Here is a 26,819-nt window from a genome sequence, read left to right as displayed (position 1 = left end):
CGGGCGGGCGCTCTGCTCCTCGCAGACCTCCCGCCGCAGCTCGCGAGTCACGTCGGGGTGGACGAGTTCGCCTGGGGCCTCCCGTCCTCGCTCCCGGAGAAGCGGCAGCTGCGTCATATCGCCGTTGTCGCAGCACGATCCACGGGGAGGGGCACCCAGATGGCATTGGTCGCAGGGGAGTACGAGTTCACGTGCAGCGAGTGCGATGGGGACGGCTCCCTGCAAGTCATCGGAACCGAAGGCGAACTCATCTGGGGCAAATGCGACGACTGTATCGGGGAAGGCTCCGTCTTCGTGGACGAGGAGGAAGCGGCCGACCGGATCAAGGGCGGCCAGGCACCGCTGCGGACGCCCCCGACGAGCGATCTGCACAGCAGCCCCCTGAAGGGCGAACTCGACCAACGGTTTCAGTTCCTGAGTGACCGTCAAGCTGAGTCGACACCCCCGGCAAACATCATGATCGGTTACGCCTATGGGTACGCCGAGGCGATGCTCTTGGCCGACCGCGAAGAACCGGCCCGAGAGAAGCTGGACTTTATGATCCGGGCAGCAGAGAAATTCAAGGATCACCCAGGTTTCCCCGGACCTCGGTGACCTGTTCGGCCGACTACTCACTGTCCGGCCATGGAACAGGCTGGGCTTTCCCGTCCCACATCCGACCAGACCGCGTGGGCCGCAAGACCGGCCTTGGGGACCACCAGAACAGCCAGTAGCGCTAAGCACTTGATCTTGCTTCGTACTCGACCCATGGTGCAAGGCAGCGGTCAGAAATTGGCCCCGCACCCTCGAGCACCCCGGAGACCGCATGAGCGAGACCAGCGATCACCCCCTCGGCTTCAAGCCGCCCATCCCCCAACTCCTTGACGGCGCGGACCAGGAGGAGCTCACCATCAATGTAGGGCTATGACTTGTGGCCCGGCAGGCGGCGGAAGCCGAGTACATCCTGCACGGGATCTATGTACACCTCGTCGAGGCGGAGAAGGCGTACAGCCACATGGCCGTGGCCACCGGCGGGAAGCTCGTGAAGCAGTGCCGGACGAAGCTGGAGGCGTCCACCCTGGCCGTCTCATGCAAGACGTCACTGACTGAGGATCTGGATGCGGCAGAGGAAGGGTTCCGCCTTCGGAACCGCTACCTGCACGGCTACTGGATCTACGAGCGATACCCCACCAGAACTTCCACCCCTCCATGCGCGGGAATCTGCTGGGGGCGCGCGAGCGGGTCCGCCCAGGGGCGATGCTCGGTACAAGGCAACGCCCCCAGAAAGGGGGCTGCTGCCGTGGCCGTGCTTGTGCGTCTTGCCCTGCCAGACGGCGCAGAAGCCGGTCTGGTTGTCCAGCAGGTGAGGGCGGGGCGAGGGCGGTGGGCTGGTGGGTGGTGTCAGCGCTGTTGAGCGAAGGGGTCAGCTCCGGCTCTGGTGGCGGTGTCGGTGAGAGTGGTGACGTGTTCGGGGGTGGCGTGGAGGTGTGTAATGGCTGCGTCGCTGGCGGGTGTGGTCCATCGGTGGGTGCCGTTGGTGCGGTTGATGGCTTGGAGCCATCCGACCTGTTCGCCGACGTAGACGGTGTTTCCCACGACTAGGGGATCCGCGGTGATGTCGCCGCCTGTGGGCGCGGCCCAGACGCGGACGCCGGTGGTGGCGTCGAAGGCGTAAACCAAGGATGGCAGCTGACGGCCCATCGGGAGAGGGCGTCCAACCGACGACCAGGAGAGGTCGCCGGAGGCTGACGCGACGTCGTCCAGGCCCGCCTTCTCCTACCTCGACCTCATCCGCGCCGAGTCCACCCGCCCGGCCCTGGACGACCGCTCAGCCCGCCTGGCCGCCCGGGCCGCGCTGTTACGGGAGTACGGCGCCGGGGGCCTGCTGCCCGGCCGTACCGCCGGGCCCGCGCCGCTGCGTCACCGCTACGACGAGGAACCCCTCGACTTCTCCACCGGGCAGACCCGGCAACTTCTGCACGCCGCCGGGGCCGCCCGGGTCTCCCTGTACTCCCTGCTGGCCGCGGCGTTCGCCGGTGCCCTCGGCCGTCACTTCGGCCGGGAAAGGGTGATCCTCTCCACGCCGTTCCACGGCCGACTGCGGCCCGAACACCACACCACTGTAGGGGAGTTCGCCAACATGGTGCAGATCCCGGTGGACGTGTCGCAGGGCGGCGGGCATCGGCTGCTTCGGCAGACGCACGAGGCCCTCCGCGAGGCCTCGGCCACCGTCGACCTGCCGTTCGGGCTGCTCGCCGAGGCCGTGCTGGGCCGCAGCGGCGACGTCGGCTTCTTCCGGTACGCCCTCGGGCACGCCGCGCTGCGCCTGCACGGGGTGACCGGCTGGGCTTTGGACCAGCAGCGCGACGACGCGATCCCGATGCACGGGATGCGCACCGAGCTCGTGCCTATAAGCCAGGACTCTTCCCGTTTGACCTACGCCACCCGCCAGGCGTCCGACACGGCTGCGGCCACCTTCGCGCTCAGTCTCACCATGACGCAGGACGCCCGCCTGTCGGGGGCACTGCGCCACGAGAGGGCGTACACGGCCCGGACACCGCACGCTCGGTCCTGCACCACCTCCGTGACCGCCTGGGCGCGCTGTCCGGCTCGGCCGGGACGTGAGGCGTCGGCAACCGGGTGCCGGTGCAGGGAGCCGGAGGCGCGCGCCGCCGTAGGCAGGGCGTACACGTACTACCGCCGGCACCCCAACGCGTCGATGGTCCGGTGCGCACAGACGGCCCGCGCAAGTGCCCGCCGATGCCTCTTCCACCGCATGTCTTTGGCTTCACGTGGAGAATCCGACGGTGCCTGCGGGCCGTCGCCTCCGCAAGGGGAGATACCGACTGCTCCAGCGGCTCGGCGTGGGAAGCTTCGGGACGGTCTGGAAGGCCTACGCCCCCGAGATCAACCGCCTGGTGGCCATCAAGGAAATCACTCGCTCCCCTGAGGGCGTCGGCGCCACGGCTGACGAGATGCTCGCAGGGGAAGTGCGGGCACTGGCGGCCGCCGACTGCCCTTCTGTCATGTGGTTGTACGACACCTTCCGGGAAGGGGACGACCGCTTCATCATCACGCCGAGCACATAAGGCACACTGCCGACCTGCTGCTGGACCGCTCCCGGGTGCTTGCCGAGAAAGTCGCCGCCGGGCAGACCGCCGTCCGGGCTGTGCTACCGCCTGGCTGACCGCAGCGTGCAGCTCGTCGCCTCCCGCGGCCTCGATGCAGCGGTGCCCACCACGTCCTGACCTCCCCAGCCGTGGTCGCTCAGCGTGAGCTGGTCGCGGCCGTAGGGCACCCGTATACGTGGATGAGGACCTTGACCAGTCCGTCGGGGCCGACCTCATTCTTTGCACCCTCGTCGAGTTCGAGCCTCCGGCTTCAGTTTGTTCCCTTTGGAGGCCTGAGAGCTCTTTCTGTGCCCTGCCTATGAAGATGTTGCTGGGTCTGATGAGCCGGAACGGTGTCGCGCGCGTAGTTCTCTTCGTCCGCTCCCATCGGGTGGGCAGGTCAGCGGATTTCCTGATGGGCAGGAGGACTGGTGCAACTTTCGCGGAACATGGTGGGCACTGCCGTCGTTGGGGGCGCGCTGACCCTGACACTGGGCGCTCTCGCCTACCCGTCGATGCTTGGGCTGGACACCGTGTCGACCTCGGGTGACCGGATCATCGCCAACACCCAGTGGGGGCCGTTCACCGAGGGCGACCGGGCCTTCGTCGTGGCGGTGCGGGCGGCCGGTCTGTGGGAGCATCCGGTCGGGCTGATCGGGCTGCAGAAGGGGCAGAGCAAGGGAGTTGTCACCGCCAGCCAGCACCTGGTCGACGGGCACGCGGCGCTGGACACCACCTGCCTCAAGATCGCGCCGATGCTGAACGTGACGCTGCCCAACGTGGCCAGTCCGCAGCAGGAAGGGTTCGTCAACACGCTCAAGGCGGACCAGGGCAAGCAGTTCGACGTCGACTTCGCCAACATCCTGCGCATGACGCACGGTTCGATCTTCAACACGGTGGCGAAGGTCCGCTCGACGACGAAGAACACGCTGGTGCGCGCGCTGGCCGACCAGGCCAACGACACCGTCCTGGACCACATCACGGTGATGGAGCAGACCGGTCTGGTCGACTTCGACACCACGCTGTTCACCCAGACCACCCCACCGAAGCTGCCCAAGTCGGACATGACCCCGCCGGTCCCGCCCGTCGGCCAGCCGCTGGTCGTCCTGCCCCCGCCGGCGAACGCCACGTCCACCCCGGTGGACCTGGGCCCGGCCATGAACGGTCCGGCCGCCAACGGCAGCTAGGCCGGGCGACAGCGAGGTCCGCGGCACTCGCGGTGAGGTGACCGGCCGTCAACGACCGGGCGGGGCCGATCCCGCGCCGAGGGCGGACCTGGACATGACGACGACGGCCAAGGGGAGTGAGCGCTGCAGCCATCCGGCCGAGCGACGAGACAGAGACCGTGACCGATGTCCACGACTTGCAGGACTTCGCCGGCTTTCGGGTGCATGCCGGTCATGCTTCCGGGCCCGGCCCCGACAGTGAGGGCCTTCTGCAGGAACACTGCTCCGTCCGTTTCGGTCAAGGCTGTTCGCGGGATGCGGCGGTACAGGGCTCCGGTCGGCGGCCGTGCAGCGTCCTTCACGGCCGCCGACCGGAGGGGCGCGGTTTCCAGTCGGCGATGTGGTGGGCGATCGCCTTGGCCGGTCGGGACAGCGGTGCCTGACCTCGGCGCTGACTTCCACCGCCCGCTCGGGCTCCCCGAGCGTGACACTCAGCGTCTTCCGACTGCCCCATCCTGCGGAGGTGGCGGGCGAGGCGAGCTTCGCCTTGAGTGAGAGGAGAAAGACATCATCGGAGGGCACCGATGAGTTTTGCTGATCCCGGCTGTCTACCTCCTTGTAAGCCTCAGAAGCGCAGAGGCCACCCGGGAAAGGTGAGGAACATGAAGTACATGATCCAGATGAACGTGCCTGCCGCCCAGTGGGACACCATCATGTCGTCGTACTCCAAGGACGACATGGAAGCCATGTTCGCTCACATGAACTCTCTCAACGACGACCTCACGTCCGCTGGGGAATGGGTGGACGGGCAAGGCCTCGGAGGTCCGTCCCTGGTCAAGACGGTGCGGGCCGGAAGCGACGGACGGCCGCAGGTGACGGACGGGCCGGCCCAGGCGGGGCACATCCTGGCCGGGTACTGGGTGGTCGACGTCAAAAGCGAGGACCGGGCCCTGGAGATCGCCGCACGAGCGTCGGCGTGTCCTGGCCCCGGTGGGAAGCCCGGCAAGGACCCGGTTGAGGTGCACGCGATCCCCGAAGACCCGACGGAGGCCTGACCGACCATCCGTGGCAGCGACCGGAGGGCGAGCCGGGCGCTGCCGTCACCGAGCTGCGAGAGTCCCCCGCCGAAGGACGCAATCGGCAGGACGCCTACCAGGACTGGTGCGAGCGCGCCGACAGCACGAGGCCCCGGGACCGTGAAGCCTCGGGGCTGCTGTATGCCCCTCTCTTGATCGTCAGCCGCCGTGTGACAGTCGGCTGATCGAAATGCTCCGCGAGGTCTCCATCGCCGCTGAGAAGGAGAAGGACCACGGACAACACCTGGCCGCCGTCCAAGCGAGCAACACCGACATCAGGGGCGGCCCGGGCGTGCACGTGACCGTGAAGTCGTCGCAGTGCCGTCCGTAGGCCGAGCCACACTGGCGGCGTCGTGCAGCGGGTGGAACGGGGCAATGGGGTCAGCGTCAGCGTGAGGCCCCACCGCGTCCCGCGACCTGGCCCTGCCCCGGATGCAGCTGCTCGTACACGGGCGCGAACTCGAACGGGTACTCCACACAGGTCTCGCCCGCGAAGCACTGCACGGCGTGGCGGCGCATCCGGGGCCCGTAGGTGGCGTGGTCGATCAGGTCCGTGTAGGACTGGCGCTCGCCCAGCTCCAGGAGGCCCGCGGTGTCGGCCAGGTAGACGTCGAAGCCCGGGTACATGATGCCGAGGTAGGGCATGTCGTCCAGGTCGAGCGCGAGGACCGGGTACTCGCCCTCCTCGTCGGGTTCGGTGACGGCCAGGATCCGTCGTGAGTCCGACCCGCCGGGCAGGACGAAGCACTCCGGGAAGCGTCCGGACAGCCACGCGAACGGCTCTGCCCAGAAGTCGCCCATCTCGTCCCCGACCACCTGGTCGACCGACCGCGGCGCGAACCCGCCGTCCGGGGTGAACCACCCGTACCGCTCCAGCAGGCTCGTGTCGTACGCCAGCCAGGAGCGCAGGCTCGGTGGCAACGGGCGCCCTGACGGGAACACGGCCCTCGCGAGTACCTCCTCGGGCATCGGTCTGGCCTCGCCGCCTTCCACCCAGGGCACGTTCACGTACGGCAGCAGATGCGGCAGCGCGCTTGCTCCAGGATCGCGGCGCACGACCTCGACGACCTGTTCGGTCAACGGCACTCCGTGCATGGGACTTGCCTCTCCTTCGTGTGACCAAAGGGTGCGATCAAGGGATGCACGGGGCTGGCCCGGCCTGCCAACCGCTGCTCCACGGTCGGTATCGACCGCCTGCGCAACCTTATGCGTCGTGACGGACGCAGGACTTGCCGCCGCCCGGACGCAGCCACACGCAGCCTGGCCCGGGACACATCGGTGAGGACGCGCCCCGCCCGGGAAAGGCAGGGGTGGCCGTCGGCCTCGATGCGTCCGGGGCCGGGTGCGGAGTCAGAGCCCGTAGCTCTTGCCGATGATGTCGCGCTGGATCTCGCTGGTGCCCCCGTAGACGGTGGAGACGACGGCGGCGCGCAGATGGCGTTCCATGCCGTACTCGGTGGCGTAGCCGTATCCGCCCATCATCTGCATGCACTCCAGCGCGACGCGCTTGGCCGTCTCGGTGGCCTTGAGCTTGGCCATCGACGCCTCGCGCGGGAAGAGCCGGTCCGGCCGGGCGTCGCAGTCCGACGCCACCTCACGCACCAGCAGCCGGGCACACTCGATCTCCGTGGCGAGATCCGCCACGCGGTGGCGCAGCGCCTGGAAGGAGCCGACAGGCCGGCCGAACTGCTCGCGCCCGCGTACGTAGGCGACCGCGTCGTCGAAGGCGCGGCGGGCCAGGCCCAGCATGTTGGCCGCCAGGAAGAGCCGCTCGTGGTTCAGCCCCGCCATCAACTGGCGCCAGCCGGAGCCGACTTCACCGACGACCGCGTCCGCGGGCAGCCGTACGCCGGTGAGGAACACGTCGTTGACCTCGCGGCCGCCCATGGTCTCGATGCCCCGGACCTCCACCCCGGGCGTGTTCATGGGGACGTGGAACATCGTGAGGCCCTCGTGCCGGTCCCCACCCGTCCGTGCCACCAGCAACATGCTCTCGGCGACGTGGGCGTTCGAGATCCAGGTCTTCTGACCCTCGACGAGCCAACTCCCGTCGGGCTGCCTCTCGGCACGGCAGCGCAGGGCGGCCACGTCGGAACCGGCGCCGGGCTCCGACATGGCGACGGCCAGCACATGGCCCCGCGCGGCGCCGCCGAGCACCGTACGGCGCTGCTCCTCGGTGCCGAAGCGCTCGTAGACCTTGGCGGTGATCACGGTGGTGATGAAACCGCCGGCGGGCACCAGCCCGTAGGCGGTCTCCTCCAGGAAGACACAGGCGTCGGCGAGGCCGCCGCCTTCGCCGCCGTACTCCTCGGGCAGGCATACGCCGAGCCAGCCGAGGTCGGCGAGCATGGCGTAGATCTTGGGGTTGTGGGGTTCCCGGCCGCCCTGGGTGAGTGCGTCGCGCTGCACGGGACTTCCGCACTCGCGCTGGGCGAATTCACGCACGGCGGCGGCGAAGTCGGACTGCTGCGGGGTGAGGCGACTGCCCATGGGTCCTCCGAAGACAGGGGAATGGTGTGGTGGGACAGCGGTTAGATACAAATGTATGCTTGATGTTTCACTGTATCTAGGGAGAGGAGTGCGGGTACCGTGAAAGGCACCATGAAGACATCTGCGAACGACTCTCTGCTGGCCCGGGCCATCGCCCGGCCGGAGACAGAGGAAAAGCTGGCGCGGCAGATCCTCGACGCCGCCCTGGAGCAGTTCACGACCTTCGGCCTGCGCCGCTCCTCGGTCGAGGACGTCGCCAAACGGGCCGGCGTCTCGCGCGTCACGGTGTACCGCCGCTTCCAGAGCAAGGACGGACTGGTCGAGGCGTGCCTGCTGCGCGAGGGCAGCCGCTTCTTCCAGGAGCTGGACTCCGCCGTCGCCTCGCTGCCGACGATGGAGGACCGGGTGGTGGAGGGCTTCGTGGTCGCCCTGCGGCACACCAGGGCCCATCCGCTCTTCGGCGGACTGCTGAAGCTCGAACCCGAAGTGGTTCTGCCCTACTTCACCGTCCAGGGCGGCGCCTCCCTCGCCGCCACCACCGACTACCTGACCGCCCACCTGCGGCGCGCCCAGCACACCGAGGGCCGCCCGGAGACCGACCCCCGGCCGGTGGCCGAGCTGATGGTGCGCGTCGCGGTCTCCTTCCTCCTCAACCCGGCCGGCTGCATCGAACTGGACGACGAGGAACAGGCCCGCGCCTTCGCCCGCAGATACCTCGCGCCCCTGCTCGACGCCTGACCCTGCGCGCGCGGTCAACGCCGGGAGTGCAGCCACCGCATGAGCGCGACGGCCCTGGCCTTCGTCGCGGCCGGGGTCGCGAACGACGTCAGATCGACCGGCGGTGCGAAGCGCCGGACGGTCACCGACTGCGGGGCGGTGAAGGCCCGCAGTCCGTCCGCGCCGTGGATCCGGCCGAAGCCGGAGTCGCCGGACCCGCCGAACGGCAGGGCCGGGACGGCGGCGAAGCCCAGCACCGAGTCGACGGAGACCGCGCCCGCGCGCAGCCGGGAGGCCAGCGCGGCACCGGCGCGACCGCTGCCGCCGAACACCGCGGCGCCCAGCGCGTAGCGGGAAGCGTTCGCGCGCCGAACCGCCTCCTCCTCGTCCGCCACGGCGTTCACCGCGACCGTCGGCCCGAAGGTCTCCTCGGTCATGGCGGGCGAGTCCTCCGGTACGTCGACCAGGACCACCGGCTCCACGAAGGTCCCGGACGCCGGCACCGAATCCGCGCCGCCGAGCGCCGCGCCCGCCCCCGCCGCCAGCGCATCGTGGACATGCCGCCGCACCACCGCCGTCTGGTCCGGCATCGTCATCGGTCCGTAGGCCGCGTCCGGACCGGCGCCCGGCCGCAGGCTCCGGGCCCGTTCCACCACCTTCTCGCACAGCGCCGCGTGCACCTGCCGTACGGCGTAGACGCGTTCGACGCCCGCGCAGGTCTGCCCGGCGTTGCCCATCGCACCCCACACGATCGCGTCGGCCGCGGCATCCAGATCCGCGCCCGCCGTCACGATGACCGCGTCCTTGCCCCCGCACTCCGCCAGGAACGGCGTGAGCGACTCGGCGCACACCGCCATCACCTTGCGCGCGGTCCCCGGGGAGCCGGTGAAGGCGACCTTGTCGACCCCGGAGCGGGCCAGCGCCTCGCCGGTCGCCGCGGCCCCGGTGACGACGCTGAACAGCCCGGCGTACTCGGGCACGGCCACGTCGAACAGCTCGGCGAGCAGCACCCCTGTACCGGGCGTGTACTCGGAGGGCTTGAAGACCACGGCGTTGCCGGCCGCCAGGGCGTAGCCGATGGATCCCATCGGCGTGTACACGGGGTAGTTCCAGGGGCCGATCACCCCGACGACGCCGAGCGGACGGTGCACCACGGTCGCCGCCTGGTGCATCGCCACCGCCCCGGAGCGCACCCGGCGCCGTCGCAGCACGCGCCCGGCGTTGCGGGCCGCCCAGGACAGGTGCTCCAGGGTGAGCAGCAGTTCCAGTTCGGCGTCCTGCCGGGGCTTGCCCGTCTCCGCCGCGACGGTGCCCGCCACGGTGTCCAGGCCCGAAGCCAACTCCCGCTTCCAGCGCAGCAGATGTCCGCGTCGCTCGCCGACGGAAAGGGCCGCCCAACGGACCCCGGCCTCCCGCGCCCGCCGCACCGTACGGTCGACGTCCAGCGGCCCGTGGACCGGGTACGCGGCGAGGGTCTCTCCGGTGACGGGGGAGCGGGAGGTGAAGCTGTCCGGCGGGGGAGTGGGCCGCTCGACGGATCCTGCCCGCGTGCCGTCCGCGGTGAAGCCGGGTTCCGTCGGTCCGGGGGTATCGGTGGGAGCGGGCTCCGTGTGCCCGGCGGGATCCGGCTGTCCGGCGGTGTCGGTGGAGCCCGGTTCCGTGTGTCCGGCGGGCCGGTCGGCGTTCTCGGTGGTGTGTGTCAACGATGCTCCATCGGTGGGTTCTCGTCGGCGAGCGGGGCCGGCGGCCTGTGGTGGGCCCAGTGCGGGCCGAGGTCGTCGAGCGTCCAGCCGAAGGGGTAGCTGCGGGGTTTCGGTCGGCTCGGCCACCAGCCGGGCCGTGCGGGCAGGCAGCGAGTCAGCAGAGCGCGGGCCCGCAGGAGGAGGTGGGCCGCCGTGCGCACCGGGCGCGGCTGTGGGCGGAAGCCGAGCGCGGTCAGCAGCGCTTCGTCCAGGACGGCCAGTGCGAGGCGGGCCACGAGCGGTCGCAGCGGCCGCGGGTACCGGTCGGTGATGATCCGCAGGGTGGCCGCGGCGACGCGCCGGTTGGCGGGGTCGTACGCGAACATCTCGTTCTCGTAGGCGTCGTGGAGCTGTTCGAAGCCGGCGTAGTCGGCGGGGAGCCCGGTGATCCCCATCATCTCGCCCATGCGCCGGCCCACCAGGGCCAGACTCTCGGTCTCCTGCCGGCACAGCGGCCGCCAGCCGTACCGGTCGATCCACCGCTTCGGACCGATCACGGTGGTCGCCAGGACGTACAGGTAGTCCTCGTTCGCTATCCGGTAGCGGCCGTGGATGCGGTTGAGGTGCCGGGCGGTGGCCCGCCCGTGCGGGGAGTCCATTCCCTGGTGGACCATCTCGTACGCGATCAGCACCGTGTCGTCGTACCGTTTCTGTCCCGCGTGCTCGAACTCCTGCGTACGGTCGAGGAGTTGGGATATGCGGGGCACGCCGTAGTCGCGCAGGAAGGCGACGGACACGCCCTGCATGTAGTCCCAGGGGAACTCGTACCGGGTGATCCACCGGAAGATCTCCTCGTGGTCGTGCCGGGGATCCATCCGGCGGATCCGGTCGAGCCGGCTGTAGCGGCCCATGGGTGATGCCTCCTATCGGGCTATCGGGCTATCGGGTGTGGCTGTGCGCGCTCAGGCCGGAGAAGTCGACCGTCTCGGCGTCGACCAGTACCTGGCCGGCCTCCACGGCGGTGACCGACAGCTCGGGCAGCTGCACGGCGATCGGCAGGTTGGCCGGCACGACGTCGGCGCCGATGCAGATGCGCGGGGTGGCGACGTCGATGACGGGGATGGTGAGGGAGCCGGAGAGCTGGGTGACGTAGATGTCGACCTGGGGGATGTCGAGGTCCACGTCGATCGTCTGCACCTGGCCGGGCGTCTCCAGACGGAAGGTGTAGTCGTCCGCGACGAGCCGGTCCGCGTGCACCCACAGCACCTTGAGCCGCCCGCCGCCGACCGTCGCGAGATAGGTGGCGCCGTGGATGACGGCCCCGTAGGCGGTCAGGCTGTCCGCGCCGACCTGGGGGTAGACGGTGTTGACCGGGTAGGTCGCCCGGGGACGGCCCGGCTGGTCCCCGACGACGACGGGCGGGCGCAGGGCCGTCAGGTCGTCGGGGTCCTCGGGCATCTCGCCCGGCTCGGGGTCGGGCAGGCCGCCGGTGTCGACGCCGGTCAGGCACGGGAGGGTGACCTGGGGGCCCAGGACGGTCCCGGGCCGGTCCGCGGCCTTCCCGGTGCCGGATCCGTCGTCCGGACCGTTCCCCCCGGCCGGTGTCGTCCCCCGGCGAGTCCGGGCCCGCGGACGGGCTCGCGTTCGGGCCCGGGGTGACGCCGGGGGATGCGGATCCCGTGGGGGAGGGAGTGGCCTGCGGGGACCCCGACGGGGTGGCGGACGGCGACGTGGAAGAGGTGTCGCCCGGCCCCCACTCCCAAGGCCACCCGCTCGTCGGCCAGGGCAGCGGGAACAGGCCGGTGCCGGACGCCGCCGCGGCGCCGGTGGCACCCGGGAGCATCGCCGCCGCCAGCGCCGTGGTCAGGGCGAAGAGGACCGCGCCCCGTGCACCGGCCCGGCGTCCGCGGTACCGGGCTCGGCCCTCATCGGCTTGTGGGCGGCCGCCCGCTCCGTCCCCGGCGGCCAAGGCCTCGGCGGCCCGCTCCGCACGGCCTGCCGCGCCCGCGGACCGCGCGGAGGCGGCGCCTCCGGGAGCTTGTGGTTCTCCGGCGTCCTGCTCGGGGTGCCGGTTGCCAGGCATCCAGCCGAAGGCCATGGAGGAGCCGATGAGGCCCGCCAGCATGCCGACGCCGAAACCGCCCAGATTCGTCGTCGCCATCGAGGTCAGGGACGCGACGGCGGTGACGACCGAGACGAACATGCGCTGGTCGGGCTTGAAGAGGAAGAAGATCCCGCCCGCGACGAGGACCACGCTGATACCGACGGCCGACATCGCGCCGACCCCGACCCCGACCCTGATCATCAGCGGCAGCGGGGTGAGCGGGATGGCGACCATCTCGATTCCGCCCGCGATCACCCACACCGCGGCCCAGAACGGACGTCTCCTGCGCCAGGCGCGCAGTGCGCGGCGAGCCCGCGGCGCGGGCAGGATCCGGTCGAGCCAGTCCCCGGTCTCCCGGGCCGGCTCCGACATGAAGCCGAGAACGAAAGCGAACATTGCCCGAGTCCGTCTCTCGTCGCCGTCAGAAGCACTGCTTGCCGGAACGGCTGAACTCGATCTCCAGCTTCTCCAGCGTCAGCGTGCCGCCGTTGGCCGAGTAGGCGGTGCTTCGCAGGTCATGGGCGACGGCGCTGTCCGCCTGCACTCCGAACACGCCCTGCGGCCCGGTCACGCCCGGCGCGCCGGTCAGGGTGGACGCGTCCCGGCCGGCCTCCACGCCGGTGACCTTCCCGCCGCCTCCGGTGAGCGCGTCGGCGTTCACCACGAGGTTGGTGCCCGCGAGCGGCTTGTCCGCGCCCGAGTGCACCAGCATGGAGATCTCTCCGACGAGGGGCAGCTTCTGTTTGAGGGAGACGCACACGTCGGAGACGGTGCCGTCCTTGACGGCCGCGAGCAGGACCGGCTTGGCGTCGTCGGCCGAGCCGCCGATGGAGGAGGGGAAGGACGACACACCCCGCGCGGTGACCTCCGAGGCGGACACCTTGAACGCCGTGCCGGATACGGCGAACGAGGCGGCGATCGCGCCTTCCGCGAGCGCGATGCCCAGCGCGCCCACCGCCAGGGTGCAGGGGACGAACATCAGGGCGCTGCGCCGCCAGTGTGTCCGACCCTCGTCCGCGTATCCGGTATGTGCATATCTGTCCCTCATGGTGTTTTCCTTACCTGTAGGGGTTAATGCCGGGATCACGCGTCGGGGTGCCGTCGAGAGAGTCGAAGATACAAAAACTATTGACTTGTTTCACGGGGCGCGTCAATACTCCGGACACGACGGAGGAACGGAGGCGTCATGACCGGCGTACCGCACACGTCAGGCCGATCAACTCAGTTGGATACAGGTGGAGTTGAGACAACCGCGCAGATCCGCGCGCCGCGCAGGGGAGGGGGCGTCTGGCGCTGCTTCGGCGACGCCCGCGCCACCCTGATGGCACCCCAGCTGCTGCTTCTCCAGGTCTCGCACCCCGTGGTCGGGGCAGGCGTCGCCGACCACAGCAACTTCCGCGCCGAGCCCTGGCCGCGCCTGATCCGCACCCTGCTCTCGCTCACCACGGTCGTCTACGGCGGTCAGGAGGCGGCCACCGCCGAGGCGCGCCGCCTCCTCCACGTGCACACCGGGATGAAGGGCACCGACGCGCACGGCCGCCGCTACCACGCCCTCAACCCCGAGGCGTACCACTGGGTGCACGCGACCCTGGTCAAGGGCCCCGTGGACGCGCTCCGCCTGTTCGGCAAGGGAATGTCGGACGGCGAACTGGACGAGTACTACCGCGGGATGCGGGACGTGGGCCGCGTATGGGGCCTGAAGGAGCATCACCTTCCGCCGGACTGGCCTGCGTTCCTCGACTACTACGACGAGATGGTCACCCACCGGCTGGAGTTCAACCGGTCGGTCCAGGACGTCCTCGACGAACTCGCCCGCCCCGCCAAGCCGTTCCGCCGACTGCCCGGTCCTCTCTGGTCGCCCTTCGCCCGGCTCGCCGCGCATTACGCCCTGCTGGTCACCGTGGGTACCCTGCCCCCCGTCCTGCGCGAGCGGTTGCACCTGACCTGGAGCCCCCGGCAGGAACGCGCCCTGCGCCGCTTCGCCCGCGTCGTGCGCCTCCTGATGGCCCTCGTGCTCCCGCCGTTGAGGATCGCCGTCTCCCTCGCCATCGCCTACTGGGCCACCCATCGGCCCGGCACCGACCCCGCCACCCGGCGGCCCCTGGGAGCGTGCTGACGTGAACGCCGGCCCCGAACACCCCACGACCGCCGCCGCCCGACCCGGACGAGGCGACCCCGGCGCCCGCCTCGGACCGGACCCGTTCGGCCCGGGAACGATGCTCTGGGACATCGCCGGTGACGTACGTCTGCTGCTCTCCCTGCCGGCCGCCGTCGTGCTCCAGGTCGCCCACCCCGCGGTCGGAGCCGGCGTCGACGAGCACTCCGTGTTCCGCACCGACCCCTGGGGCCGGGCGCGCCGCTCCCTGGAATCCCTCCAGCTGTGGATCTACGGGGGTGAGCGGGCGATCGAGGAGGGCCGCAGGCTGCGCACGGTGCACAAGGGCATCAGCGGCACCGACACCCGCGGCCGCCCGTACCACGCCCTCACCCCCGCCCACTACGCCTGGGTGCACGCCACCGCCTACCCGGCCTTCCTGTCGTCCGCCCGGTACCTGTCCCGTCCGCTCGACGAGGGCGAGGAACGCCGGCTGTACGACGAGCTGCTCCGGCTCGGCGACATCCTCGGCATCGGACGCCGCGACATGCCGACCACGCCCGAGGAGTACTGGCCGTACTTCGAGCGGATGGTCCGGGACGAGCTGGAGAACACGGTGGTCGTCCGCGAACTGCTCGACCCGCGGCGGCCGGTTCCCCCGCCCGACGGCTCGGGCGCCCTGGTGCGCGGGCTCTGGCCGTTGTTCCACCCGCCGCTGGCCCGGCTCCACGTGTTCGTCACGACCGGTCTGCTGCCGCCCGTCGTCCGTGACCGTCTGGGGGTGACGTGGACGGCACGGGACGAGCGCAGGATGCGCGGTCTGGGCCTCGTCGTGCGTACGGTCGTCCCGCTGCTGCCCGAGCGCCTGCGCTACCTGCCCGTGGCCCGCGCGGCCCGGCGCGCCGCGCGCGCCTGAGCCCGGCCCCTCCCGCGCCGTCCAGGGAGGCATCTGTGGCCCGGTCGGCGGGATCAGGAAGGGGACTCCGCTTCGAGCTCCCGCTTCAGGTTGCGCAGCGTCCTGGCGATGTTGTCCGCCTGGAAGTCGGCGAACGTCCGGCCGCCGGTGGCGACCCGGTCGAAGGCATGGGCGACGGCGGACGGCCAGGCCCGCCGGTCGTCCGTCCAGGTCTCCGTGACGCGGGTGGCCGTGCCTTCGGGATCGAAGCGGTACTCCCAGGTGGCGATCGGACCGCGCAGCCGCGGCCGGTTCAGCCCGATCGCGTGCACCCGGAAGGCGAAGCGGCGTCCGGAGTCCGCCGCCGTCACCGTGCACCGCGTGACCCAGCGGAACGCCCCCCGCTTGTTCCGGCCCTCGAACGTGGTCCCCACCGGGGCTGACGTGTCCGGTGCCGGCACGGTGGCCCCGAGGTTCTCCGGACTCCACCGTCCCATCTGCGCGGGCCGGCTGACCGCCTCGTAGGCCGCCTCCGGCGGGACCTCTGTCACGATGCTGTCGGACACGGTGAACCTGCGGGCCACGGCGACTCCAATCTCCGGGGACGCGCAGCTTACTCGCCAGTAGCAAGTGCGCGGAACGCACCGGGGCCGGTGCCGAGCGGCACCCCTCGCGGCATGCGGGAGCTCTTCATCGAGCAGGAGCCTTCGAAGCTGTCCGGACGGTGCGGTGATCCACGTCGGACGGGGGCGTCACGCGGGCTCGGGAGCCTCCAGGAAGCGGAGCAGCACGGCGGCCTCCGCGCGGAGCAGCGCGGCTCGGTCGGCGTGCGCGGGCGCCGTCAACTGCGCTGCGGCTTCCAGGCGTTCGTCGGCTTCGGCGCGCACCACGGCCAGCACACCCTGCTCGCTCAGTTCACGCCGTGCCGCCTCGGTGGCGCCGGCTCCGACCGGTGACTGCTCCAGCGCCGAGCCACGGAGCCCGGCTTCGCCCACGGGCACAGCCTCGGCGTTGTCCAGCGCGGCGAGTGTCGTGCGCAGGGCGCTCACCGCGGCCTTGTCCCGGGCGCGCATCGCTTCCGGCAGTGCTTGACGCATACGAAGACGTAGAGACATGTCGGTGACCTTATGGCGGGGCCCCGGGAGTCACAACGCGATATGGGGGAGGGCGTCGGAGGTACGGCCGGGCCGGGCCGCGACGTTCCGAAGAGATCGCTCGCGCCTGATCGGGTCAGAGGCGCTCGGCGATCCTGCCTGCGACTTCCACCGCGATCTCGATCGCCCGTGCCGCGAGGGGGGAGTGAGTGCGATGTGCCTGCCACAGCAGGAAGATCTCGCGGGGCGGGAGTTCCGGCTCGAGTTCGTGGACGCGCAGCGACGCGTCGGAGCCGATGTCGGCACTGTGGACGGTGAGTCGCGGCAGGACCGCCGAACCCATGCCGGCGCGCACCATCGACAGCACGGTCTCGTTGCCCGCGGTGCGGCACACGATGTGCGGCCGAACACCGTGGCGTGCGAGGGCCTGCTCCAGCCGGGCCTGGTCGCAGATCGGCGGGTACGCCACCATCGGTGCGCCGTCGAGCTGGGCCGGGCACACCGGACCTTCGGGGAAGGTGCCGCGGCGGGCCACCAACAGGTAGGGATCGTCGAGCAGTTTGCGGTGTTCGACGTCGCCGTCGACGCGGCCGTCGAAGAACATCAGGTCGAGTTCCTGGACTTGCGGCTGGTCGGTCTCCTCCTCGAACAGCCTGATGTCGCAGTCGGGGTGCTCGTCCCGAAGTCCGCGCACGACCAGCGGCAGGATCACGTTGGACACGCTCTGGAAGGTGCCGATGTCGATCCGGCCGTCGCCGGCCTTGAACCGGTCGACGGCTGCTGCCATCGCCTGGGCCTTCGCCAGCAGATCGCGCCCGTGGGCCAGTACCACCGCGCCGAGCGGGGTGATCCGCACCGGCCTCGGCCCGCCCGGCCGGTCGAACACGGCACCGCCGACGGCCTTCTCCAGAGCCGCGATCTGCTGACTCACCGTCGACTGCGTGTACCCGAGCCGCGCGGCCGCCCGCCCGAACGAGCCCTCGTCGGCCACGGCGGCCATCGCGGTGAGATGCCTCAGTTCAACATCCGACATGAACGCAAGGTAGCCGATGACATCGCCATACGCGATCGACTCGATCGCGAATCATCGCTTTTTGCGATGGACCGTTTGCTCTAGCGTGGCGTTCATGACCGATCACCCCTCGCACGGCGAGCGGCTCGTCGAGATCGACGATGTCGAGCTGTGCTTCGAGACCTTCGGAAACCCCGCGGACCCGGCGATCCTGCTCATCGACGGTGCGACCGCCTCGATGCTGTGGTGGGAAACCGAGCTGTGCGAACGGATCGCGCGTGGCGACCGGTTCGTGATCCGCTATGACAACCGGGACACCGGCAGATCCACGAGCTACCCGCCGGGGCGGCCGGGCTACATGTTCACCGACCTGGCCGGGGACGCGCTCGGCATCCTGGACGCCCTGCACGTCGAGCGCGCACACGTCGTCTGCCGGTCCATGTCCGGCGGAATCGGGCTCATCATCGGGGTGGACCACCCCGACCGGGTGGAGTCACTGACGTTCGTCTCCACCTCCACGGGCGAGGACGGACTCCCGCCGGCGTCGGACGAACTCACCAGCGGCATGCCCGCCGACCCGGACCCCGCCGACTCCGGCGCGGTGGTGGACTTCGTCGTCGCATCGGCCAAGGCGTGCTCCGGCGGGTCGCCCTACTTCGACGAGACGGCCACGCGCGCGCTGGTCGAGCGGGACGTGGCCCGCACCCGCAACATCGCGTCCACCCTCGTCAACCACTACGCGATGGGCTTCGACGGGTCGTCCCGCGATTTCGCCGCCGTCAAGGCGCCGACCCTGGTGGTGCACGGCGACCACGACCCGGTGTGCCCGCTCCCACACGGACATGCGCTGCGCGACGCGATTCCCGGCGCGACGCTGCTGATCCTGGAAGGCGCCGGGCACGACCTGCCGAAGCCGCTGTGGGACGTGTTCGTCCCGGCTCTGCTCCAGCACACAGGAGGCGGCCGACCACGGTAGCGTCGAACCGCTGCGCCGCGCGCCGGGAACAGTGGCGCTGGACCGGGCGCGAGGCGTACCGCGCGACGGCCCGGCCGACATCAGTATCGAGAGGACCCGGTGACGGTGATGTCCGACCTGTTCGACTACGACGCGGAATTGCGCCTGCACAACGAACTCTTCCGCGCCGCCGCCCGCGTCGGCTCCCGTGACCGTGTGCTCGACATCGGCTGTGGCACCGGCCAGTCCACGCGCGAAGCCGCCCGCGCCGCCGTCGACGGAAGCGCGCTGGGCGTCGATCTCTCCGCGCCCATGCTCGAACGGGCCCGCCGGCTCAGCGACGACCAGGGACTGGCCAACATCACCTTCCGGGAGGCGGACGCCCAGGTCCACCCCTTTCCACCGGAGCGCTTCGACCTCTGTATCAGCAGGTTCGGAACGATGTTCTTCGACGACCCGGTCGCCGCGTTCACCAACATCGGGCGGGCTCTGCGCCCCGCTGCGCGCCTGGTGCTGCTGGTCTGGCAGGAGCGCGACCGCAACGAGTGGGCCACCGCGATCCGCCGGAGCCTCACCGCCGCATCACCCACACCCCGCGGCCCGAACCCGTTCTCACTCGCCGACCCGGCCGTCACGGAAGACATCCTGACGGCGGCCGGCTTCGCGGAGGTCGGCTTCACCGACGTGCGCGAGCCCGTCCACTACGGCCCGGACAGCGCCACCGCCTTCGATGCCGTGCTCCGCCTGTGGGAAGTCAAGGACCTCCTGGCGGACCTCGACGACGCGGCGGCCGAGCAGGCACGCGCGCGGCTACGCACCACCCTCGACGCCCACAACACCGACGGCGGCGTGTACTTCGACTCGCGTGCCTGGATCGTCACCGCTCGCCGCCGTCACTGACCACCGCGGGGACACGTCCGCCACCTGCTCGGTCCGGTGGGACCGCGCCCGAGCATGCTCCGCCGGGCAGGCCCTGGTCGCCGCCCGCGTCGAAGTCCCCGGCGTCGGACCACTCCGGGCCGTCCGGCGGGCCGGGCCCGTCGTGGGTCGTGCGGACCGAGGGCGCGAGGGCCGTCACGGCGACGAGGCCGACGAACGAGGCCAGCATCAGCGCCGTCGTCGAAGCGAGCACCGCCTCCATCGGGACGCCGGTCCGGTCGAGTGCGCCCAGGGTGATCATGGCCGGGGGTATGAGGAAGATCCCGCTGAAGCAGGCGGCGGACACCGTCACACTCTGGTGGTCGTCCACGAGCTGCGCCGACCCGGCCCCCGCTCCCGGCCACAGGACCCCCAGCACCGAGACCGCTTCGAACGCGAAACAGATCAGATGGAGAGCCAGGACGTTGCCGGGCGTCACCCCCTGCCGGATGAGGTACCAGACTCCCGCCAGAGCACAGAGCCAGTACGCCGCACCGGCCCCCACCACCCACACCCGGCGGGACACCCCACGCTCGATCAGGTACGCCGCCCTGGCGTGCGCGCGTCCCCTGCGGTACTCGACTCTGGTATGCATACGTCCCCCGGTTCGTCAGCCACCCCGGTACCCGTCATGCCCGATGCCGGGCGACCTCAAAGGCGTCCGGCCCCCTCTTCCCCGGGCTACGCCACCGCGCTCATCGTGTCCGCGAGCCGGCGCCGGGAAGCGCGGGTCGCCGGCAACGCCGCCAGGGCCAGGGCGCCCAGCAATGCGGCCCCGCCGAACGCGGACAGCGCGACGGGGGACGGAGCCTGAGCGATTCCGGCCCCGATGCCGCTCGACCGGCCCTGGGCGTCGATCAACCAGGAGGAGAGGGGCAGGCCCACCGCCATGGCGACGGCGACCGCGGCCCCTACGGTGCACCCCGTGGCCGTGACGGTGATCGCGGTGATCTGCCGTGGCGACAGTCCGATCGCCTTGAAGGCGAGCAGATCCCGTTCGCTCTCGCGCAGCGCACCGCCGATGCTGGTCAGCAGATCGACGAGCCCGATGAGCGCCAGGACGCCGAGCAGGCCGACGACGACACTGCGCAGGGGCGACAGACCGTCGGCAGGGTTCGTCACGGTGTGCACGTCCAGCTGTCCACGCCCGGCCGCGGCGCTCAGCTCGGCGGCGACGCGGTGCGGATCCGCGCCGTCCCGCAGCCGGACCTGGTACAGCGTCGGCCGCAGTTCCGCGTCGTTCTCCCGGAGAGTGTCGAGCGACGTGGAGATGACCCGGCCGGCGTTCTCCGGCTCGATGCTGCGGCCCACGATGTGCAGGATCTGGGGCCGGCCGCTCACCGTCATACGCACCCAGTCGCCGACCCGGACGTCCAGCAGGTCCAGCAGTCCCTGCCCGGCCACCGCCTCGTCGGAACCGTGCGCGGGACGGCCCTCGGCCAGCGTGTAGGGGTACGGATCCGCACGGGTGCCGAGACCGCGCAGGGCGATCGTCGCCGTCTGGCCCGGCACCAGGGCCGCCACCTCGACACCCGGATAGGCGGCGGCGACCTCGGGACGCTGCGCGAGCAGCGCCCGGGTCGCGGCGTCGCTCAGGCCGTCGTCGGCACGGACGGTGAGCGCGGCCGCCAGCCCCATCTCCTCCGGCGTGCGGTGGAAGCGGTCGATGGTCGTCCACGCGCTCATCGCCACCACGATCAGCGTCAGCGGCAGCGCGAGGCGGGCGATCGTGGCCAGCGAACGCGGGCGACGCGTGAACGCCTTGTGCCAGCCGAGGACCAGCGCGGGCGGCAGCCGCAGGCCGAGCGCGCGACGCGCCACGCCCGACAGCCGTCCCCCGGCGGGAGCCGCGGTCCGCGGCACCGGAACCGGCGGCACCCGCCCCGCCCGCCAGGCCGCGAGCCCGGTGGTCGCGCCGATGAACAGCACCACTCCCACCGGCACCACGACCAGGGTCGCCGCGTGTCCCGGCAGCCCCTGCCACACCCCGACCGCGTCTCCCAGCCGCCCCGGCAGCCGGCTGCCCAGCGCCTGGGTGAGCGCCGCCGCGGCCACGGCGCCCAGCAGCGCGTAGGCGAGATGCTGGAGCAGGAAAACACGCGTGACCTGGCCCGGTGTGAAACCGATCGCCTTGAGGATCGAGATGTCCCGCAGATGCCCCCGGATGCGGGTGCCGATGGCCCCGTGCACGGCGAGTCCGGCGGCGACGAGCGCGCCGAGACCGAACAGGCCCAGTATCTGGCCGAGCAGCCGGTCGTCGCCCTGCGCCTCCGCTCGCGCCTGCTGCCAGGTGGCGACCTCGCGCACGGCACCGGCGCCGAGCACGGTGACGGCACGCTGGACGGCGTAGTCGGTGTCCCCGGGATCCGTCAGGCGCAGCCCGATCACCTGGCCCCGGTCGGAGCCGGTGCGCGGCACGGTGGACGGCAGGGCCCAGGCCAGGCCCGGCTGCTCACCCTGGCGATAGCGCGGCTCGGGGCTGTCGGCGACGCCGAGGACGGTCAACGTCGCGGCACCGCCCGGCAGCGTGAGCACATCTCCGGGCTCGGCCAGCAGCGCCCGGGCGAGGCTGCTCTCCAGCACCACACCGTCGGGCCTCCCCGGGTCGAGCCAGCGGCCGGAGACGAGCAGGGGCCGCCCGACCGCGGGTCGCTCGGTGGTGCCGCGCAGCTCGACCGGGGCGCGGGCACCGCGGGAGGCGACGGTGGTGGAAGCGGTGGGGTAGGGGCCGGCGACGGACTCGACGCCGGCCAGCACGGCGAGCCTGGCCGTATCGGCCGAGGGGCCGGTGTGGATCGACACGTGTGCGCCACGGGACTGGGTGAAGACGCGTTCCCAGGGGTTCGTCGCGTACCCGAAGAGCGCCGCCGCCAGCAGCAGGGAGGTGACGACGCCGACGGTGGCGAGCACCAGGAACAGCGCCTCACCGCGATGCGTCCGCAGGTCCGAGTGCGCCCAGCGCAGCGTGGCTCGCATGGGTCAGTCCTTCAGTTCCAGCACCGCGGATATCCCCTTGCGCGGTGAGGGCGTGCCGTCGAGCGTCGCGTCGTCGGCGATCCGCCCGTCGAAGAAGCTGATCACCCGGTCCGCGGTGCTCGCCATGCGCGCGTCATGCGTGACCAGGAGGATGGTCTGGCCGCGCTGGTGGAACCGGGAGAGCAGCCGGGTCACCTCGCGGGTGCCCTTGCTGTCCAGGCTGCCCGCGGGCTCGTCCGCGAGCAGCAGCGGCGGATGGTTCACCAGGGCCCGGGCCAGCGCCACCCGCTGCTGTTCGCCGCCGGACAGCTCACCGGGCATGCTCCGCTCCTTGCCGGTCAGGCCGAGCTCGGCCAGCAGCTCCTCGCGCTCCGCGCGGGCCCGCTTGGGGGAGACCCCGGCCAGCAGCGCGGGCAGTTCGACGTTGTCGGCGACGGACAGGTTGGAGACCAGGTTGAAGAACTGGAAGACGACACCGATCCGGCGCCGGCGCGCCACGGCCCACTGCGCCTCGCTGTAGCCGTCCGTGCACACGCCGTCCAGCCAGATGCTGCCGCTGTCCGGCCGCTGCAGGCCGCCGAGCAGATGCAGCAGCGTCGACTTCCCGGCGCCGGACGGACCGGTGACGGCCACGAACTCACCCTGCCGTACGCACAGGTCCACCCCCCGTACGGCATGGGCGGGAGCGCCCTCGCCGTGGTGGGTCTTCACGAGGTTCTCGGCCCGCAGCGCAGGAGTGGGGGTGTCGTTCATTCCGGCTCCTCCAGTTCTTCCTGGCAGCGTTCCAACCAGTCGAGGTCGGCCTGCAGGTGCAGCATGGCGCCCTCGATGAGCAGCCGGGCCGTCCGGTTGTCGCGGTTCTCGCCCGTGACCAGCTTCGACAGGGTGCGCATGGTGTTCAGGTAGTGGCGTCGTTGCTTGTTGATCAGGGCGATCTGGTCGGCGAGACCGGTCTGCGGGGCGAGCGCGAGCTTCATGAAGAACTCGTCCCGCAACCGCGGCTCGTCCGCCGTCTCCTCGTACCAGACGCGCAGCGCTTCCTGGCCGGCGTCGGTGAGGTGGTAGATCTTCTTGTTGGGCCGACTCGACTGCTCGACCTCCTCGCCCTCGATCAGCCCCGTCTTCTCGAGGCGGCTCAGAGTCACGTAGATCTGGCCGATGTTCGGCTGAGGGTACGCGGCGCCCAACAGTCGCTCAAGGTCCTGCTTGAGCTCGTAGCCGTGGGCCGGGCCGCGCGCCAGCAGGGCCAGGAGGGGCAGGCGCACTCGTGCTGTCCTCCTCGCAGCCTCGTATTGTGTTCCAGGCCCTAGTATCGCCCATACCTAACGGGTATACATAGCCTCTGACTCCGGGCGAGGGTGCCCGGCGCCGGTGTACTGGGAGGAACCTATGCGGTGGATACGTGCCGCCGGTAGGGGCCTCCTCGTTCTCGCCGTCGTCCTGGCCGGTTACGGCGCGTCCGGCGCCCGAGCGGCCGGCGGGCCGGAGGGGCGCGGACCGCTCACCCTCGCCACCGCCGGCGACCTCACCGGCTATCTCGGCCCACTGCTCCAGGGCTGGAACCGGGCTCACCCCGGGGAGAAGGTCACCCTCGTCGAACTGCCGGACTCGGCGGACGAGTCGCGCGCCCAGATGATCACGGATCTGCGCGGCGGCACCCGCAGCCGGTTCGACGTCCTCAACATCGACGTCGCCTGGACCTCGGAATTCGCCGCCGCCGGCTGGATCCGTCCGCTGCCGCGCGACCGTTTCCCGTTGGGCACCTTCCTGCGGCCGGTCGTGGACACGGCGACGTACGACGGCCGGCTGTACGCCGTCCCGTACGTCACCAACGCCGGGCTGCTGCTCTACCGCAAGGACGTCCTCGCCGAGGAGGGCGTCCCGCCGCCCCGCACCTGGGCCGAACTGGAGCGGGCCGCGAAGACCATCGCGCCCCAGCACGGACTCGACGGTTACGCGGGGCAGTTCCTGCCCTACGAGGGCCTCACCGTCAACGCGGCCGAGGCCGTGTACTCGGCGGGCGGCACGATCCTGGGTGATGAGGGCGACCGTGTCACCGTCGACTCGGCCGCCCGCGAGGGCATCGGGTTCCTCGCCCGCGGCGTCCGTGACGGTTGGGTGCCGAAGGAGGCCCTGACCTACACGGAGGAGGAGTCCCGGCAGGCCTTCCAGGACGGTCACCTCCTCTTCCTGCGCAACTGGCCCTACGCGTACGTCAGCGCCTCCGCCGCGGGCTCCGCGCTCGCCGGCAAGGTCGGCGCCGTACCGCTGCCGGGGCGCGACGGGCCGGGCACCAGCGTGCTCGGCGGCTCCAACCTGGCCGTCAACACACACGCCGAGCACCCCGACACCGCCGCACGTCTGATCGCGTACCTCACCAGCGAGGGCGTCCAGCGGCAGGTGCTCACCCGGGGCGCGCTGCCGCCCGTACGCGCGGAGCTGTACGAGGACCGGGAACTGGTGCGCCGGTTCCCGTACCTGCCGACCCTGCGCGCGAGCGTCCTGACGGCCGCGCCGCGGCCCAAGAGCCCGCGCTACGACCAGGTCAGCATGGTGGTGCAGGCGGTCGTGCACGACGCGATGTCCGGGCACTCGACGCCCGAGGCGGCGGTACGTCGGCTGGCCCGGGAGCTGGCGGACATCTCCCGCCGCGGCTGACGTCCCTCAGTCGAGACCGACCCTCCTAGTTACATGTTAGGTAACGCCGACGTATCAACCGGGGGCAATTTGCCCAGGTAGATCCGCTTATGTCACCCACGCTCGCGAGATGGCTGCTGCCTGTTCGTTGACACCTCCGTGAAACGCCTACATAACATGCATGCATAACAACCAGCCCGCACAGACAGGCCAACGGGTGAGCTCCCAGCACATCGACACGCACCACTGGTGGCGTGAGGCAGTGATCTACCAGGTGTACGTCCGCAGCTTCCTGGACAGCACCGGCGACGGCGTCGGCGATCTCGCCGGAGTCCGCGCCGGGCTGCCGTACCTGAAGAAGCTGGGTGTCGACGGGATCTGGCTGAGCCCCTTCTACCCGTCCCCGCAGCACGACCACGGCTACGACGTCGCCGACTACTGCGACGTCGACCCGCTCTTCGGCGACCTCGCCGAGTTCGACCGGCTGGTCGCGGCCGCCCGGCGGCTGGGCGTCAAGGTCCTGCTCGACATCGTCCCCAACCACTGCTCCAGCGAGCACCCCTGGTTCCGCGAGGCCCTGGCCTCGGCGCCTGGCAGTCCCGCCCGGGCCCGCTTCCACTTCGCCGACGGACGGGGAGCGGACGGCGCCGAGCCGCCCAACAACTGGCACGCCATGTTCGGCGGCCCCGCCTGGAGCCGGGTGACCGAGGCGGACGGCCGCCCCGGCCAGTGGTACCTGCACATGTTCACGCCCGAACAGCCCGACTGGAACTGGCGCGACCCCGGGGTCGGCACCTACTTCGACCGCGCACTGCGGTTCTGGCTGGACCGGGGCGTCGACGGCTTCCGCATCGACGTCGCCGCAGGCCTCTTCAAACACCCCGAGCTGCCCGACTCGCCGGATCCCGAGGCCGACGCCCGCACCCGCGACTCCGTCAACCCGCTCGCCTGGAACCAGCCCGAGGTACACGACGTGTGGCGGCACTGGCGGGCGGTGTGCGAGGAGTACACGGCACGCGACGGCCGCGAACGGCTCCTGGTCGGCGAGGTCTCGGTTCCGACCGCCCGCGAACACGCGCTGTACGTCCGCCCCGACGAACTGCACCAGGCCTTCTTCTTCGACCTGCTCAGCGCCTCCTGGGACGCCGACGCCTTCCGCAAGGTCATCACCGAGGCCATGCAGGACATCGCGGGAACCGGGTCCACCGTCACCTGGGTCCTCAACAACCACGACCAGGTCCGCACGGTCACCCGCTACGGCGAGCCGGCCGTGGAGGGTAGCGGCCTCGGTGCCGCCCGCGCCCGCGCCGCCGCCCTGCTGTTGCTGGCGCTGCCCGGCGCCGCGTACATCTACCAGGGCGAGGAGCTGGGCCTGCCCGAGGTCGTCGACCTGCCCGACGACGTGCTCACCGACCCGATCTTCCGCCGTACCGGCAGCCGGGCCCGCATCCGGGACGGCTGCCGGGTACCGCTGCCGTGGTCGGGTCAGGCCTCACCGTTCGGATTCACCTCCGGCGTCGACGCCGGCAAACCCTGGCTTCCGCAGCCCGAGTACTTCGCCGAGTACGCCACCGATCGCGCCCTCGCCGACACCCGCTCCTTCTGGCACCTCTACCGCGACGGCCTCCAGCTGCGCGCCGGCCTGCCCCAGCTGGGCGAGGGCACGCTGCGCTGGCTGGACACCCAGCCCGGCGTCCTCGCCTTCGCCCGTGGCGACGGCCTGGTGTGCGCCGTCAACTTCGGCACGGCGCCCGCTCCGGCGCCCGTTCCCGGCATCCCCCTGCTGTCCAGCGGCCCCTGCCGGGCCGGGGTGCTCCCCGGCTCCACGGCCGCCTGGTGGATCGGTGACGACACCGACTCCTGAGCACGACCACTCTCCATCCGCCGTCAACTCCCCTTCCACGAACGGACAT

The 26,819-nt window shown here is 71.2% G+C and carries 27 protein-coding genes and 2 pseudogenes; 14 read left to right on the top strand and 15 right to left on the bottom strand.

Going from position 1 to position 26,819, the window contains the following annotated elements; genetic code table 11:
- The first annotated feature begins 57 nt into the window (after positions 1 to 57).
- Complete coding sequence (locus tag OG736_RS01965) at positions 58 to 594, top strand: hypothetical protein (protein ID WP_327180817.1); 537 nt, start codon at positions 58 to 60, stop codon at positions 592 to 594.
- A gap of 786 nt (positions 595 to 1,380) precedes the next feature.
- On the opposite strand, the gene OG736_RS01960 is transcribed toward OG736_RS01965, so the two are convergent.
- Positions 1,381 to 1,659 carry an outer membrane protein assembly factor BamB family protein gene (locus OG736_RS01960; RefSeq protein ID WP_327180816.1) on the bottom strand — a complete coding sequence of 93 codons (279 nt, stop codon included), beginning with the start codon at positions 1,657 to 1,659 and terminating at the stop codon, positions 1,381 to 1,383.
- Between the two features lie 19 nt (positions 1,660 to 1,678).
- Between OG736_RS01960 and OG736_RS47205 the strand changes: the two genes are divergently transcribed.
- From OG736_RS47205 to OG736_RS01930, 6 genes and pseudogenes are all read left to right on the top strand, one after another.
- A complete protein-coding gene (locus OG736_RS47205) occupies positions 1,679 to 2,929 on the top strand; it encodes a condensation domain-containing protein (RefSeq protein ID WP_442817151.1) in 1,251 nt (416 codons plus the stop codon).
- A complete protein-coding gene (locus OG736_RS01950; RefSeq protein WP_442817150.1) occupies positions 2,844 to 3,068 on the top strand; it encodes a protein kinase family protein in 225 nt (74 codons plus the stop codon). The genes OG736_RS47205 and OG736_RS01950 overlap by 86 nt, the downstream gene beginning before the upstream one ends.
- Positions 3,050 to 3,227, top strand: a pseudogene (locus tag OG736_RS01945) (carbonic anhydrase); the annotation flags it as partial. The gene OG736_RS01950 and the pseudogene OG736_RS01945, both read left to right, overlap by 19 nt.
- Before the next feature lie 311 nt (positions 3,228 to 3,538).
- Positions 3,539 to 4,276, top strand: coding sequence for a DUF4142 domain-containing protein (locus tag OG736_RS01940; RefSeq protein WP_327187488.1), 738 nt, complete (start codon positions 3,539 to 3,541; stop codon positions 4,274 to 4,276).
- A 641-nt stretch (positions 4,277 to 4,917) separates the two neighbouring features.
- Positions 4,918 to 5,310: a YciI family protein gene (locus tag OG736_RS01935; protein WP_327180813.1), complete on the top strand. Its 393-nt coding sequence runs from the start codon at positions 4,918 to 4,920 to the stop codon at positions 5,308 to 5,310.
- A 211-nt stretch (positions 5,311 to 5,521) separates the two neighbouring features.
- Positions 5,522 to 5,662 carry a hypothetical protein gene (locus tag OG736_RS01930; protein WP_327180812.1) on the top strand — a complete coding sequence of 47 codons (141 nt, stop codon included), beginning with the start codon at positions 5,522 to 5,524 and terminating at the stop codon, positions 5,660 to 5,662.
- Positions 5,663 to 5,718: 56 nt separating this feature from the next.
- Here OG736_RS01930 and OG736_RS01925 read toward each other — a convergent pair whose 3' ends face one another.
- Positions 5,719 to 6,426 carry a hypothetical protein gene (locus OG736_RS01925; RefSeq protein WP_327180811.1) on the bottom strand — a complete coding sequence of 236 codons (708 nt, stop codon included), beginning with the start codon at positions 6,424 to 6,426 and terminating at the stop codon, positions 5,719 to 5,721.
- Positions 6,427 to 6,681: 255 nt separating this feature from the next.
- Entirely contained in the window at positions 6,682 to 7,821 is a 1,140-nt protein-coding gene (locus tag OG736_RS01920; protein WP_327180810.1) for an acyl-CoA dehydrogenase family protein, read from the bottom strand.
- Positions 7,822 to 7,932: 111 nt separating this feature from the next.
- Between OG736_RS01920 and OG736_RS01915 the strand changes: the two genes are divergently transcribed.
- Positions 7,933 to 8,559, top strand: a complete 627-nt coding sequence (locus tag OG736_RS01915; protein ID WP_327180809.1) for a TetR/AcrR family transcriptional regulator — start codon at positions 7,933 to 7,935, stop codon at positions 8,557 to 8,559.
- 14 nt (positions 8,560 to 8,573) lie between these two features.
- Here the strand turns inward: OG736_RS01915 and OG736_RS01910 are convergent, their stop codons facing one another.
- The 5 genes and pseudogenes from OG736_RS01910 to OG736_RS01895 form a co-directional block, all read right to left on the bottom strand.
- Positions 8,574 to 10,241 carry an aldehyde dehydrogenase family protein gene (locus OG736_RS01910; RefSeq protein ID WP_327180808.1) on the bottom strand — a complete coding sequence of 556 codons (1,668 nt, stop codon included), beginning with the start codon at positions 10,239 to 10,241 and terminating at the stop codon, positions 8,574 to 8,576.
- Complete coding sequence (locus OG736_RS01905) at positions 10,238 to 11,131, bottom strand: oxygenase MpaB family protein (RefSeq protein ID WP_327180807.1); 894 nt, start codon at positions 11,129 to 11,131, stop codon at positions 10,238 to 10,240. The genes OG736_RS01910 and OG736_RS01905 overlap by 4 nt, the downstream gene beginning before the upstream one ends.
- Before the next feature lie 28 nt (positions 11,132 to 11,159).
- Entirely contained in the window at positions 11,160 to 11,678 is a 519-nt protein-coding gene (locus tag OG736_RS01900) for a hypothetical protein (protein ID WP_327180806.1), read from the bottom strand.
- A gap of 634 nt (positions 11,679 to 12,312) precedes the next feature.
- Positions 12,313 to 12,696: pseudogene (locus OG736_RS47200) on the bottom strand (DUF6114 domain-containing protein); the annotation flags it as partial.
- Positions 12,697 to 12,745: 49 nt separating this feature from the next.
- A complete protein-coding gene (locus OG736_RS01895; protein WP_327180805.1) occupies positions 12,746 to 13,372 on the bottom strand; it encodes a DUF6230 family protein in 627 nt (208 codons plus the stop codon).
- A gap of 177 nt (positions 13,373 to 13,549) precedes the next feature.
- Here OG736_RS01895 and OG736_RS01890 point away from each other — a divergent pair, with 177 nt between their 5' ends.
- The gene (locus OG736_RS01890; protein ID WP_327180804.1) at positions 13,550 to 14,440 is read left to right on the top strand and encodes an oxygenase MpaB family protein; all 891 of its coding nucleotides are present in this window, start codon (positions 13,550 to 13,552) and stop codon (positions 14,438 to 14,440) included.
- Position 14,441: 1 nt separating this feature from the next.
- Entirely contained in the window at positions 14,442 to 15,335 is an 894-nt protein-coding gene (locus tag OG736_RS01885; RefSeq protein ID WP_327180803.1) for an oxygenase MpaB family protein, read from the top strand.
- 53 nt (positions 15,336 to 15,388) lie between these two features.
- Here the strand turns inward: OG736_RS01885 and OG736_RS01880 are convergent, their stop codons facing one another.
- From OG736_RS01880 to OG736_RS01870, 3 genes are all read right to left on the bottom strand, one after another.
- Positions 15,389 to 15,898 carry an SRPBCC family protein gene (locus OG736_RS01880; protein WP_327180802.1) on the bottom strand — a complete coding sequence of 170 codons (510 nt, stop codon included), beginning with the start codon at positions 15,896 to 15,898 and terminating at the stop codon, positions 15,389 to 15,391.
- Between the two features lie 168 nt (positions 15,899 to 16,066).
- Entirely contained in the window at positions 16,067 to 16,387 is a 321-nt protein-coding gene (locus tag OG736_RS01875) for a GatB/YqeY domain-containing protein (RefSeq protein ID WP_327187487.1), read from the bottom strand.
- A 157-nt stretch (positions 16,388 to 16,544) separates the two neighbouring features.
- Positions 16,545 to 17,441, bottom strand: coding sequence for a LysR family transcriptional regulator (locus tag OG736_RS01870; protein WP_327180801.1), 897 nt, complete (start codon positions 17,439 to 17,441; stop codon positions 16,545 to 16,547).
- Between the two features lie 94 nt (positions 17,442 to 17,535).
- Between OG736_RS01870 and OG736_RS01865 the strand changes: the two genes are divergently transcribed.
- Positions 17,536 to 18,396: an alpha/beta fold hydrolase gene (locus OG736_RS01865; RefSeq protein WP_327180800.1), complete on the top strand. Its 861-nt coding sequence runs from the start codon at positions 17,536 to 17,538 to the stop codon at positions 18,394 to 18,396.
- A gap of 108 nt (positions 18,397 to 18,504) precedes the next feature.
- Positions 18,505 to 19,275, top strand: coding sequence for a class I SAM-dependent methyltransferase (locus tag OG736_RS01860; RefSeq protein ID WP_327180799.1), 771 nt, complete (start codon positions 18,505 to 18,507; stop codon positions 19,273 to 19,275).
- Here the strand turns inward: OG736_RS01860 and OG736_RS01855 are convergent.
- The 4 genes from OG736_RS01855 to OG736_RS01840 all read right to left on the bottom strand — a co-directional run bounded on the left by OG736_RS01855 (position 19,253) and on the right by OG736_RS01840 (position 23,534).
- Positions 19,253 to 19,888: a hypothetical protein gene (locus OG736_RS01855; protein ID WP_327180798.1), complete on the bottom strand. Its 636-nt coding sequence runs from the start codon at positions 19,886 to 19,888 to the stop codon at positions 19,253 to 19,255. The genes OG736_RS01860 and OG736_RS01855 overlap by 23 nt on opposite strands.
- Before the next feature lie 86 nt (positions 19,889 to 19,974).
- Complete coding sequence (locus OG736_RS01850) at positions 19,975 to 22,269, bottom strand: ABC transporter permease (protein WP_327180797.1); 2,295 nt, start codon at positions 22,267 to 22,269, stop codon at positions 19,975 to 19,977.
- 3 nt (positions 22,270 to 22,272) lie between these two features.
- A complete protein-coding gene (locus OG736_RS01845; RefSeq protein ID WP_327180796.1) occupies positions 22,273 to 23,022 on the bottom strand; it encodes an ABC transporter ATP-binding protein in 750 nt (249 codons plus the stop codon).
- Positions 23,019 to 23,534 carry a PadR family transcriptional regulator gene (locus tag OG736_RS01840; RefSeq protein ID WP_310431145.1) on the bottom strand — a complete coding sequence of 172 codons (516 nt, stop codon included), beginning with the start codon at positions 23,532 to 23,534 and terminating at the stop codon, positions 23,019 to 23,021. Before OG736_RS01840 ends, OG736_RS01845 begins: the two co-directional genes overlap by 4 nt.
- 124 nt (positions 23,535 to 23,658) lie before the next feature.
- Here OG736_RS01840 and OG736_RS01835 point away from each other — a divergent pair, with 124 nt between their 5' ends.
- Together OG736_RS01835 and OG736_RS01830 are read left to right on the top strand one after the other, a co-directional pair.
- Positions 23,659 to 24,927: an ABC transporter substrate-binding protein gene (locus OG736_RS01835; protein ID WP_327180795.1), complete on the top strand. Its 1,269-nt coding sequence runs from the start codon at positions 23,659 to 23,661 to the stop codon at positions 24,925 to 24,927.
- Positions 24,928 to 25,087: 160 nt separating this feature from the next.
- Positions 25,088 to 26,770 (top strand): glycoside hydrolase family 13 protein, encoded by a 1,683-nt coding sequence (locus OG736_RS01830; RefSeq protein WP_327180794.1) that lies wholly within the window; start codon positions 25,088 to 25,090, stop codon positions 26,768 to 26,770.
- Positions 26,771 to 26,819 lie beyond the last annotated feature (49 nt).

This window comes from Streptomyces sp. NBC_01334, from assembly GCF_035983595.1.
GTDB classification, from domain to species: domain Bacteria; phylum Actinomycetota; class Actinomycetes; order Streptomycetales; family Streptomycetaceae; genus Streptomyces; species Streptomyces coriariae.
The sequence above is the reverse complement of the archived record's forward strand: the minus strand, read 5'-3'. Positions and strand labels throughout refer to the sequence as shown.